Genomic DNA, 12,622 nt, shown 5'->3' with positions numbered 1-12,622 from the left:
TGATAAGTCAAACAAAAATGAATAAAAAATAGAAGGATGAAGAGCATATTATTTTTTACCGAGGATACGGATTTCAAATTAAAAGAAAAGGGAAAGATTCGTCAATGGATTGCTGATGCCATCAAATCCGAAGGATTTAAACGTGTAGGCGAATTGAGTTTTATCCTTTGCTCGGATGCTTACTTACTTGAAATCAATAAGCAGTATTTAAATCACGATACCTATACTGATATCGTTACTTTTGATTCTTCCGAATATGATGACACCATCGCTGGTGATATTTTTATCAGCGTGGAACGTATTCAGGAGAATGCCGAAAAATTTAAGGTTGATGTGCGTGACGAGCTTCATCGGGTTATCATTCATGGTGTAATGCACCTGTGTGGCTATCCGGATAAAAAGCCGGCAGATAAAGCAAAGATGACCGCCAAGGAGGATGAATATCTAGGTCAAAGAAACTTTTAACATACTCCTTCGTGCTGTCGTTAGGGCCGACTGTTCGGTGAACCGGTTGAAGGTTCTATTTTACTCGAGAGTGAGAAGGAAACAACATAAAAAAAGCGCTTTACAATTTGTAAAGCGCTTTTTTTATGTTGTTTCTAACGACTAGAATCTTTCAAATTGAGAGAAGAAGAAGTTTCCTTCGATAGCAGCATTCTCATCTGAATCCGATCCATGGATAGCGTTTGCGTCAATAGATTTAGCATATTTGTTACGGATTGTACCTTCCGCTGCATCAGCAGGATTAGTCGCGCCGATCAATGTACGGAAATCTTCAACAGCATTATCTTTTTCCAAGATTGCAGCAACAATAGGACCTGAAGTCATAAATTTTACCAACTCACCATAGAAAGGACGCTCTTTGTGTACTGCATAGAATGCACCAGCTGTCTCTTGAGAAAGTTGGATGTATTTCATTGCAATGATTTTAAAACCACCAGCAATGATATCGTTTAAGATTGCACCGATGTGACCGTTCGCTACTGCGTCAGGTTTGATCATCGTAAAAGTTCTGTTAGTTGCCATTATTTTAATTTTTTTGCAAAATTAGATAAATTGCTTTTCATATGCAATATCATTACGCTTCATATAGACACAATTATTGATAAGCCAACTGGCTGATGTGATCCTTATCGCTAAATCTTATACGCCTCGAAAATATGTTTATATTGAAATAGACGTTTCGCATGCTCCTAATCAGCTGTTTTTTCTCGGTATGTAACAAGGCTTTGTATGTGACCGTTACTAGAAAAGTAATAAAACAATTTATCTAAGTTCAATACGAATATGTAACTTTGTGATATTATGGCATTAAATCTAACAGTAGACATCGATAAAGATTCAGGCTTTTGCTTTGGAGTGGTATACGCTATTGATATGGCGGAAGAAATCTTGGCGGAGGATGGATATCTTTATTGTTTGGGAGATATTGTTCATAATGATGAGGAAGTTGCTCGATTGAAAGCAAAAGGTTTACGGATTATCGACCATGCTGCTCTGCCAACCTTGAGCAATGAAAAGGTATTGATCCGTGCCCACGGTGAAGCGCCCGAAACCTATCGCATTGCTTTGGAAAACAACATTACCTTGATAGATGCCTCTTGTCCAGTGGTGCTTAAATTGCAGAACCGTATAAAAACCTCGTTCGATCAAAAGGAGAAAATTTTAATCTTCGGGAAGCATGGGCATGCTGAAGTGATCGGTTTGCAGGGGCAGACAAATAATGAAGCCTTAGTTTTTCAGGATATTACCGAATTGGATCAGGTCGAATTGCCGGCCTCATTTACGCTATACAGCCAGACAACAAAAAGCGTAGATAAATTTTATGCTATCAAAGACGAACTAATCAAACGCGGGTATGAAGTGAAGGCCAATGATACCATCTGTCGACAGGTTTCCAATCGATACGAAGATCTTGGTGCTTTCGCCAGACAATACGATAAAATCGTCTTTGTATCGGGTAAGAAATCCTCCAATGGAAAGGTATTGTTTGAAGTTTGTCAAAACGCCAATCCCGCTAGTTATTTTATTTCTGATCCAGCTGAGTTAGATGCATCGGTCTTTGCCGAAAATGACCGCATTGGTATCTGTGGTGCTACTTCAACGCCAATGTGGTTGATGAAAGACGTAAAAGCAAGTTTAGAGGCATTATAAGCACAATTACCCGTCACAGATATTTCATAATTCCGCGGTTTAGATCCCGAGTGCATTCTTTTTTGCGTAGCTTTGTAAGCTATGAGCAATAAAGGCAAAAAAGGTATTCTTTTAGTACAATTGGGTACACCTGATAGTCCCACTACTCCAGATGTAAAAAAGTATTTAACGGAGTTCTTAATGGATCCACGTGTCATTGATATTCCTTATTTTCAACGAACCTTATTGGTAAAGGGAATCATTGCACGTACACGTGCTCCCAAATCTGCAAAAGTTTACGAAACGATCTGGGATAAAGAAACGGGATCACCTTTGATGCATTACAGTATTTTGCAACGTGATCTGCTTCAAGAGGCATTGGGTGAAGAATATCATGTCGAATTAGCGATGCGTTACCAAAACCCATCGATTGAGGCTGCATTGAAAAATATGGAAGGCCTATTTTTGGAGTCCATTCGCGTAATTCCTTTATTTCCACAGTACGCTTCGGCAACATCGGGCTCGGTCATTGATCGCGTCATGGAGCTAATCCGCAAATGGAATTATCTACCGGAAATCAGTTTCGTAAGCAATTTCTGTACAGACGATTTGATGGCAGAAACTTATGCAGATCATGCCCGCAGGCACGATTTGGAAAGTTTTGACCATTTTGTCTTTAGCTATCATGGACTTCCTGTGCGACAGCTTGGCAAAGTGGATCCGACAGGTCGGCTCAAATGCCCTGAATCAGGCTGTGATTCCTGTAAAACGACAGCCAATTCATACTGCTATCTCTCGCAATGTTATGCAACTACACGGACGATAGCTGCAAAGCTTGGGTTAAAAAAAGAACAATATTCGCTTTGCTTTCAATCACGGTTAGGTAAAGAGCCCTGGATACAGCCATATACCTCGGATTTGTTGCACGACCTTGCCGCGAAAGGTTATAAGAAGTTATTAATTTTCAGTCCTGCTTTTGTGGCGGATTGTATCGAGACCATTGATGAAATTGGCGTGGAATATGCTAATGAATTTAAGCACTTAGGTGGAGAAGAGGTTTGTTTGGTAGAAAGTCTTAACGATGATCCCAAATGGATCGAGTCTTTAAAACAATTGGCACTCAATGCCAAAAACTAAAATAGGTAAAAGATGTTGTTAGTAAACGCGTGTGTATTACTCATATTGGATTTTTATATTTTCTTTGCGCTCCGTGCAACGAAGATCAAATTTCCCAAAACAAAAGTATTTTCCATCCTCTGGTGGTCTTATTCTGTTCTACTACTATTGGGAGTTTTTATCTCAGCACAATATAGTATTCCTTTAATCGTACGGTCGGTTATTTTAGTCGCCTTTTTTCTGACTGCCGCATCAAAGATATTTTTCTTTTTGATTTTGTTAATTGATGATATCCGACGCGGTGGTGTATGGTTAAAACGTCTATTTACAAAAAAGAGATCTATTGAAGACCTAGTTGAAGATGCCGGAGACCCTTTACCGGAAAATCCGGTGAAAGGGATTAGCCGATCCGAGTTTTTGACAAAAGCTGGTATTCTAGTCGGTGCCTCACCCTTGATACCATTGAGCTGGGGTATTATTTCAGGAGCCTACGACTATCGTGTAAGGAGAGTACCGTTGTATTTGCCAAATTTGCCCAAAGCATTTCATGGAATGACCATCGCGCAGATTTCAGATGTGCACTCGGGATCTTTCTACAATAAAAAGGCTGTCAACGGTGGTATTGATATGCTTTTAAAGGAAAAGGCTGATGTGACATTTTTTACCGGTGATATTGTGAATGCCCAAGCTTCTGAAATGCGCGGTTATCAAGATATTTTTGCTCGTGTGAAATCTGATTTAGGTGTGTTTTCTACATTAGGTAACCACGACTATGGTGATTATTATTATGGTAAAGAAGATTCTCCTGCAAAACGCAAGAACCTCAAGGATGTGATCGATGTTCATAAAATCATGGGCTGGGATCTGTTAATGGATGAAAATCGCAAGATTAAGGTCGACGGTGAAGAGCTTTGTATTGTCGGGGTTCAGAATTGGGGGACAGGCCGTTTTCCGAAACATGGTGATATCAAGAAAGCTTTAATGGGTACCGAAGAGCAGCCTGTCAAGTTGCTGTTATCTCACGACCCGTCGCATTGGCGGGCTCAGGTATTGGATACCGACGTGGATGTGATGTTTGCCGGACATACACACGGTATGCAATTTGGCGTAAGATCCGAGATGTTGCAATGGAGTCCAGTACAATATATCTATAAGGAATGGGCAGGGCTATATCGTGAACAACAGAACAAACGATTATATGTGAATGTCGGCTATGGTTTTTTGGGTTATCCGGGACGCGTTGGAATTCTGCCTGAAATTACCATATTCGAATTGCTAAAAGCGCAAGACCCAAAGTTTAAAGCCTAAAAAATCCCCTTTGACTTTTGAGTTAATATAGCTATAATTGTGTATTCTGTACACCAGTTATACATAACATGCAATCAACTTTAAACTTTGGGGACTCTCCCCACACACGTGTTAATATTCTTACCGGGGAAAAAGTACTTGTGTCTCCGCATCGTAGTAAAAGACCATGGCAAGGGCAAGTGGAGGATCTTCCCGGGGATAATAGACCGGAATATGATCCACAATGCTATTTGTGTCCGACAAATAAACGAGCAGACGGTGATATCAATCCAGATTATAAAGAAAGTTTTGTCTTCGTGAACGATTTCTCGGCTTTATTAAAAGATACAAGCCAGCAAGAATTTAATGAGGATGAATTATTTGTCGCAGAGACCGAAAGAGGGATCTGTAAGGTAATTGCATTCACTCCACGCCACGATCTTACACTACCCGAAATGGATCAGGCCGCAATCAAATCAGTGATTGATCTTTGGCAGAAGGAATTTGTTGAACTGTCCAAGGTTGACTGGATCAAATACATTCAAATTTTCGAAAATAAAGGTGCGATCATGGGCTGTAGTAATCCACATCCCCACGGACAGATCTGGTCACAAAATCATTTGCCTGTAGAAATCCAAAAAGAATGCGTTCAACAACAGCAATATTTCAATAAATATCAACGTACAATCCTATCAGATTATGTTAAAGCAGAGTTGAGAAAAGAGGAGCGCATTATTGACGAAAATGATTCTTTTGTTTCTCTAGTCCCTTTTTGGGCTGCCTGGCCTTACGAAACGATGATTGTCAGCAAACGATCTATCCAAAACATTGCTGGGTTTGACGAAAAGGAAAAGACGGATTTTGCCGCTATCCTCAAGTTGCTGACAACGCGTTATGACAATCTCTTCAAAACATCCTTCCCCTATTCTGCAGGAATGCATCAAGCGCCGGTAAATGATGGAGACCACCCGGAGTGGCACTGGCATATGCACTTCTATCCGCCACTGTTACGTTCTGCTACTGTTAAAAAGTTTATGGTAGGTTATGAGATGCTAGCAAATCCACAACGTGATATCACACCGGAAGTTGCCGCAGAACAGTTGCGAAATTGTTCGACAGTACATTATAAAGCTAAATAAGATGATAACAAAAGATACAATTGTAAATAGATTTAAAGAACTCTACCAGGAGGAACCTCTTGTCGTTACTTCCCCTGGACGGATTAATATTATTGGAGAACATACGGATTATAACGATGGATTTGTATTGCCTGCCGCAATTGACAAAGCAATATACGTTGCTGTAAGTAAGCGATCGGATGATAACATTGTGCTTTATGCGGAAGATTATAAAGAGCGTCATGAGGTAAAACTAGCAGATATTGCAATCTCAGAAAAACATTGGCCAAACTATATTCTCGGGGTAGTTGATCAGTATCAGAAACGTGGGGCAACGCTAGGTGGATTCAACCTGTATATCGATGGCGATGTGCCATTGGGAGCCGGATTATCGTCTTCAGCAGCCGTTGAATGTGCCGTTACCTTAGCACTCAGCGAATTGTTCGATTTGCAGGTCGAACGACTTGAGATTCCACAGATTGCACAAAAGGCCGAACATACCTATGCTGGTGTGATGTGTGGTATCATGGATCAGTTTGCTTCTGCCTTTGGTAAAGAGAAAAATGTCATCAAACTGGATTGCCGTACTTTGGGTTTCGAGTATGTTCCACTTGATCTTAAGGGTTATGAAGTTGTGTTATTGAATACAAACGTAAAACACTCATTAGCTTCTACAGCTTACAATACACGTCGTGAACAATGCGAACAGGCGTCTGCATGGGTACAGGAAAAATACCCGGAAGTCAAGAACCTGCGTGATGTAACCATAGCGATGCTTGATGAATTGGTGAAAGATAAAGATGCCGATATTTATGCGAAAGCTAGCTTTGTGGTCCGTGAGAATGAACGCGTAGAGAAATCGTGTGATGCACTACGTTCAGGAGATGTTGTTCAGCTTGGACAGTATATTTTTCAGAGCCATGAAGGATTAAGTAAAGTGTATGAAGTCAGTTGTCCGGAACTGGATTATTTAGTGGATTACGTCAAGCAATTTCCAGAGGTGATCGGTGCCCGAATGATGGGTGGCGGTTTCGGTGGCTGTACAATCAATATCGTCAAAGAAGGTGTATTACCTTCAATTTTGCCAACACTCGAAAAAGAATACAAACAGAAATTTGATAAAGAACTTTCGGTTATTCAGGTCAGGATTGCCGATGGTACCCGCGTACTTTCATAAGACATAGGTACAGTAAGGGGAATAACATGAACATGCTATTCCCCTTATTTTTTGTCTTTTTTGATAACGACTTACCACACAAGTCCTAGTTAAGCTGGTCTAATGCCTGTTTTAAGTCGGCGATTAGATCATCGGCATGCTCAATTCCAACAGAGATGCGCAACATGCCTAGCGTGATTCCGGAAGCTTCTTTCTGTTCCTTCGTATGATGACCGCCCCACATACTCGCGGGGTGTACAATAAGCGATTCGACCCCTCCCAAACTGGCTGCATTGATAAATATATGCAGCCCATTGATGAGTTTCTGCGCATTTAAAAATGCCTCTTCTTCATCTTTACCATTGACATCGATGCAAAGCATACCCGAGAAACCGTTCATTTGTTGGGCTGCGAGCTCATGTTGTGGATGATTGGGTAATCCAGGATAACTGACTTTTTTGATTTTTGGATGTTGATCCAGAAATTCGGCCAGCTTCAGCGCATTTATATTGATCTGTTTGACGCGTAGACTTAATGTTTTCAATCCCCGTAATAGTAACCAGGAATCAAGCGGTGCAAGTGATGCTCCCAAAGCGACGGATCGTTTCCATACGCTGGCGATATAGTTCTGCGTACCGCAGACGATGCCTGCAGTGAGGTCGCTGTGTCCGCCCAAATATTTCGTGGCGCTGTGGACAACGACGTCTATTCCAAAATCTGTCGGTGTTTGATTGATAGGGGAGGCAAATGTATTATCGACCATACTCTGGATTCCATGTTTTCTAGCAAGCTCTCCGAGTGCTTTTAAATCGCTAATGTTGAGGTTTGGATTCGATGGAGTCTCTATATAAATCAGTTTGGTATTTGTTTGAATAGCCTTTTCAAAAGCTGAAACATCTGTTTGATCCACAGCCGTAACCGTGATGCCATAATCCGTTAGGAACTCTTTAAAGAAAATAGCTGTTCCGGAATAATGTGCATGTTGGGCGACAATATGATCACCCGATTTAACGATGGCCAATATGGCAGTACTGATCGCTGCCATACCTGTTGCAAATACAAGTGCATCCTCCGTTTTTTCCAATTTTGCTAGGATGGACGCTACTTGGCTATTCGTTGGGTTGCCATGACGATGATAAAAATAAGGGTGTTTCGGTTCGGTAGCAGCCTTGATGTATTCCGTTGGGTCAGGATCTGCAATGTATGTGGATGTCTGATAGATTGGAGTAGTTACTGCAGATGTCTGGTTGAATTGCTGTCCTTCATGGACGAGTATCGTTTCGGTATTGGTAGCCATACTAATAATATTGATTGATGCTTGTATCGCCTTAAGTATCCATAACTCGATCTTGTCGAATCTTTGATCGTAAGGAACCCTTAGCTCGTTTGAAAGCACTGTTGGTGCTAACAGCTCGAAGAAGGTTTGTCTTGTATATCAAATATAAATAAAATCTACTCAATATGTAGATTTTATTTATATCGGATGCATCAATATGTCTTACAGCATTTCTTTCAGAAGGCTCAACGCATAACCAATGGTATTCACATTGTTTAACGCTAAACGAAGCTGGCCTTTGACTTCTTTGAGGTTGCTGATCTCCGGATGGCTTTGCACAAAGGACAGTACTCGGCCGAATTGATCAGATTCAAAGTAGCTCGACTTGGGGTTATTGACAAAATAACCTTTCAGTGTATGCTTTTTATACGCTATTTTTTCGAATCCGATCGTTTTACCAAACCACTGTAAACGGAGTGTATTGAATAATTCAAATACTTCTCGTGGGATAGGGCCAAAGCGATCTTCAAGTTCTTTTTCAAAGGCTGCCAATTGCTGCTCATTCTCTAATTTAGAGAGTTCTGTATACAGATTATATCGTTCCGTGATATTGGTTACATATTCATCAGGGATCAATACCTCAAGGTCGGTGTCAATTTGCGTAAAGGACACATATTTTCGTTCTTTCTCATCAGCGAATACTGCTGAGAACTCATCCTCTTTCAGTTCCTGAATAGCTTCGTCCAAGATTTTATGATACATCTCGAAACCGATCTCTGCAATAAATCCCGACTGTTCGCCACCTAATAGGTTTCCCGAGCCACGTATATCCAAATCGCGCATGGCAACATTAAATCCAGAGCCCAGTTCGGAAAATTCTTCTATCGCAGAAAGTCGTTTATAGGCCTCCGGTGTTAAAGTCGATAATGGCGGACTCAGTAAATAACAGAAAGCCTTTTTATTGGAGCGACCGACCCGACCCCGCATTTGGTGCAGGTCACTCAGTCCGAACATATGTGCATGATTAATAATAATCGTATTCGCGTTTGGAATATCAAGACCTGCTTCAATAATCGTTGTTGCGATTAAGACATCGAAATCGTGATTGATAAACTTAAGCATCACATCCTCGAGCTCATCACCTTCAAGTTGGCCATGTGCAACACCGACGCGGGCTCCTGGAACCAGCTTACGGATCAAATTGCCCAGCTGCGGAAGATCTGCAACACGATTATGGATAAAGAATACCTGTCCACCACGATCAAGTTCGTAACTGACGGCCTCCCCGATCAGTGTTTCATTGAAAACGTGGAGTTCGGTCTGTACAGGCTGACGGTTGGGTGGGGGAGTCGAGATGATACTCAGATCGCGGGCCCCCATTAATGAAAAGTGCAATGTTCTTGGAATTGGCGTTGCTGTCAATGTCAGCGAGTCTACATTCGCACGCATGACTTTCAATTTTTCCTTTACGGTAACGCCAAACTTTTGCTCCTCATCAATGATCATTAGACCAAGATCTTTGAATTTGACATCTTTGCTGACAAGGCGGTGTGTGCCAATGATAATGTCTATTTTTCCTTCGGCAAGCCTTGCTAACGTATCTTTAATCTGTTTGCTCGTTTTGAAACGATTGATATAGTCGATCGTGCATGGAAGACCCTTTAGTCGTTCCGAAAAAGTCCGATAATGCTGTAGCGCAAGAATTGTCGTCGGTACAAGCACGGCAACCTGTTTACTGTCTGCTACGGCTTTGAAAGCCGCACGGATAGCAATCTCCGTTTTTCCGAAACCAACATCCCCACAGACCAATCGATCCATTGGATGTGGAGACTCCATATCTTTTTTTACATCGGCAGTAGCTTTTTCCTGATCGGGGGTATCTTCGTAGATAAAGGAAGCCTCCAGTTCATTCTGTAGGTAACTATCCGGTGAGAAAGCATTTCCATGCTGGGCCTTTCGTTTGGCATAAAGCATGATCAGGTCGCGCGCAATATCCTTGACTTTTTTCTTGGTCGTCTTCTTGAGTTTGTCCCAGGCGTCGGTACCCAATTTATTCATTTTGGGAACAGTACCCTCTTTGCCGGAATATTTGGAAATGCGGTTTAAGGAGTTGATGTTCACATACAAAAGGTCATTGTCCGCATAGATCAAGCGGATCATTTCTTGGGACTTACCGTTGACGTCCACTTTTTCCAAACCACCGTAGCGGCCGACACCATGGTCAATGTGGGTAATGAAATCGCCCGGTTTAAGATCCCGTAGATCTTTGAGTGTAATTGCCTGTGAGCGCTCGTAAGCCTTCTTACGTTTATATTTATAATAGCGGTCAAATATTTGGTGATCCGTGTAACAGGCTAACTTTAAACTGTTGTCTCTAAAACCTTCCCGTAAAGCTTTATGAATCGGAATGAAGGTCGCCGATTTATCAAGATCTTCTAGAATCGTATAGATACGTTCTACCTGTTTGGTTGAATCTGAAAAGATAAGGTTCTGGATCCGCTGGCCCTCATTCTCCTTGAAATTATGGATTAAGAGATTAAAATCCTTATTGAACGAAGGTTGGGGATGGATATCGAACTTGAGTGTTACCTCAGCTTTATAAAAGAACTGTTTACCAAATTCGATGATTGGAAACTCAAAGAATAAGGCATTGAGATTCTTCTCATCTGTAAACTCATAGGCTGGGTTATGCCATTCGGGATTATCTTTTTTCTGCTTATCTGTTAGTCCCGCCCATAATTTTTCCGCCTTCTTTAACCCATCTTTTACAATATCTAATGTAAATTGAGCGTCTTTGATCCAGATCGTAGCGTCTTGATCTACATATTCCAATAAGGAAATGTGTTGGGATGTCAGGAATTTCGCTTGGACATTTGGTACAATGGTTACTTTGTGGATTTTTTTGACAGACAGCTGGGATTCAATGTCAAATGTACGTATGCTTTCGATGTCATCGCCAAAGAATTCAATACGGTATGGGAGGTCATTCGAAAAAGAAAATATATCTACGATGCCACCGCGTATCGCAAATTGCCCCGGTTCATACACAAAGTCGACACGTTCGAAATCATATTCGATCAAAAATTCGTTGATGAAATCAATACTTAGAGCCGTGTTTTCCGTTATTTCCAACGTGTTTTTATCCAAGTCGTTGCGGTTAATCACTTTCTCAGCAATAGCCTCCGGATAAGTAACAACCATTTTCGGTAATTCCGAAGTATGGTTGAGTGAACTTAAAGTCTCCGCACGTTGCAATACATTGGCAGAGTCAGTTTGTGTAAAATCAAATGCTTTGCGATAAGACGAAGGGAAAAAAAGAACCTGCTTATCCAATAGGCTTTCTAGATCACTTAAAAAATAAGAAGCGTCTTCATGAGTCGGTAAGATAAAGACCATTGGACGTTCCTGTAAGTTGTAAGAAGATACGGCTATGAACGCATCCGAAGATCCAATAAGCCCTTTCAGCTGAATCTTTGGGTTTTTGGATTGCATGGCCTTGGTAAGCGACTGGACAGATTCGCTTTGGCTGTATTTTTCTAATATTTCTTGAATTCCCACGAGCAAAAATTTCGAATAATTGCGAATTTAACGAAATAGTATCAAGTATTGGGTATGAAGTACTAAATTTTTTGGTAAAAAAATCGCTGAATCCCTCGTTAAGAAGGGCATGACTTTGGGGAGCTCAAAAGCTATAACAGATTGATCTGTGCAGGAGTTTATTTCGCGAGGTAAAAGGTGTAGGCAAAAGCGAGCAACACCAATAATGTGGCCAAGTAAATTAATTTATATTGCTCGTAAGCTGTAACATGAAAGGATCCAATTTTAACGCGGTTTTTGCTATTTCTCATGATTAATTTAGGTCGAGGTCAATCTTCTGTTCACTAATATAGCTTTTAAGTGTTGTATTACCAAAAGCATCCAGTGTATTTTGAAAATCTTCCCGGTAGTCGAACTGAAAGTCCTCATGAAGTTTACTGTATTTACCCACCGCATGCTTTATACGCCCTGTTATATATTTATGCAATTTGTGGGCGGCAGACTGATAAGAGGAGTCGAAAAGCCTGTCGTAATCAGCAATGGTTCTCTTCAGGATATAGCATCTAAATTCTACTTCACTGATTTTGTCCTTGGTGACTTTTTCGTGTTCATTCACTAAACCGCTTGCCTGTTTCACCAGCTTACTAAGTGCAATAAAATTACTGTGTTGTGGCGTATTGCCAATTTGACTTAAACCAATATCGAACAATTGCGCCAGTTGCTTTCGTAGTTTTTCAATACGTTCCTCTAAATCGTCCGCATTCTCCAGTAATTGGAAATGCAATTGCTTGATCAGCATTTTGTCCTTGCTTATCAGGCGTACAAGGAGTTTGTCTTTTTCCTTCTGGGGTAGGTCAAGGACAGCTTTCTTTAATTCGGCATCTTGATGTAAGGACATAATCTGTGTTTTAGTGTAAAAAGAGTTGTTGAGCGAAAATTCAGGCACACTGAAAGTGTGCCTGAATAAATTTCTCGTTTCATAAGCCGAAATTTAGGTAG

10 protein-coding genes are annotated in these 12,622 nt (G+C 41.0%); 6 read left to right on the top strand and 4 right to left on the bottom strand.

Features of this window, described 5'->3' with window-relative positions; genetic code table 11:
- Positions 1-36 precede the first annotated feature (36 nt).
- A complete protein-coding gene (gene ybeY, locus A9970_RS10950; RefSeq protein ID WP_182982288.1) occupies positions 37-465 on the top strand; it encodes an rRNA maturation RNase YbeY in 429 nt (142 codons plus the stop codon).
- A gap of 141 nt (positions 466-606) precedes the next feature.
- Here the strand turns inward: ybeY and A9970_RS10945 are convergent, their stop codons facing one another.
- Entirely contained in the window at positions 607-1,026 is a 420-nt protein-coding gene (locus tag A9970_RS10945) for a nucleoside-diphosphate kinase (RefSeq protein WP_075994543.1), read from the bottom strand.
- Positions 1,027-1,305: 279 nt separating this feature from the next.
- Between A9970_RS10945 and A9970_RS10940 the strand changes: the two genes are divergently transcribed.
- The 5 genes from A9970_RS10940 to galK all read left to right on the top strand — a co-directional run bounded on the left by A9970_RS10940 (position 1,306) and on the right by galK (position 6,831).
- The gene (locus A9970_RS10940) at positions 1,306-2,154 is read left to right on the top strand and encodes a 4-hydroxy-3-methylbut-2-enyl diphosphate reductase (RefSeq protein ID WP_182982287.1); all 849 of its coding nucleotides are present in this window, start codon (positions 1,306-1,308) and stop codon (positions 2,152-2,154) included.
- Between the two features lie 81 nt (positions 2,155-2,235).
- Entirely contained in the window at positions 2,236-3,270 is a 1,035-nt protein-coding gene (gene hemH, locus A9970_RS10935; RefSeq protein ID WP_182982286.1) for a ferrochelatase, read from the top strand.
- Positions 3,271-3,282: 12 nt separating this feature from the next.
- On the top strand, positions 3,283-4,557 hold the full coding sequence (locus tag A9970_RS10930) for a metallophosphoesterase (protein ID WP_182982285.1): 1,275 nt from the start codon (positions 3,283-3,285) through the stop codon (positions 4,555-4,557).
- Between the two features lie 68 nt (positions 4,558-4,625).
- A complete protein-coding gene (locus A9970_RS10925; protein ID WP_153844430.1) occupies positions 4,626-5,675 on the top strand; it encodes a UDP-glucose--hexose-1-phosphate uridylyltransferase in 1,050 nt (349 codons plus the stop codon).
- A 1-nt stretch (position 5,676) separates the two neighbouring features.
- A complete protein-coding gene (gene galK, locus A9970_RS10920) occupies positions 5,677-6,831 on the top strand; it encodes a galactokinase (protein WP_182982284.1) in 1,155 nt (384 codons plus the stop codon).
- A gap of 85 nt (positions 6,832-6,916) precedes the next feature.
- Here galK and A9970_RS10915 read toward each other — a convergent pair whose 3' ends face one another.
- The 3 genes from A9970_RS10915 to A9970_RS10905 all read right to left on the bottom strand — a co-directional run bounded on the left by A9970_RS10915 (position 6,917) and on the right by A9970_RS10905 (position 12,521).
- Complete coding sequence (locus A9970_RS10915; protein ID WP_182982283.1) at positions 6,917-8,107, bottom strand: PLP-dependent aspartate aminotransferase family protein; 1,191 nt, start codon at positions 8,105-8,107, stop codon at positions 6,917-6,919.
- Positions 8,108-8,308: 201 nt separating this feature from the next.
- Positions 8,309-11,644 carry a transcription-repair coupling factor gene (mfd, locus tag A9970_RS10910; protein ID WP_182982282.1) on the bottom strand — a complete coding sequence of 1,112 codons (3,336 nt, stop codon included), beginning with the start codon at positions 11,642-11,644 and terminating at the stop codon, positions 8,309-8,311.
- Positions 11,645-11,936: 292 nt separating this feature from the next.
- Positions 11,937-12,521, bottom strand: a complete 585-nt coding sequence (locus A9970_RS10905) for a hypothetical protein (RefSeq protein ID WP_182982281.1) — start codon at positions 12,519-12,521, stop codon at positions 11,937-11,939.
- Positions 12,522-12,622 lie beyond the last annotated feature (101 nt).

It is taken from the genome of Sphingobacterium sp. UME9 (assembly GCF_014170215.1).
Taxonomy (GTDB): Bacteria; Bacteroidota; Bacteroidia; order Sphingobacteriales; family Sphingobacteriaceae; genus Sphingobacterium; species Sphingobacterium paramultivorum.
Note: the sequence above shows the minus strand (reverse complement) of the source record. Positions and strands in the feature narration are given on the sequence as shown.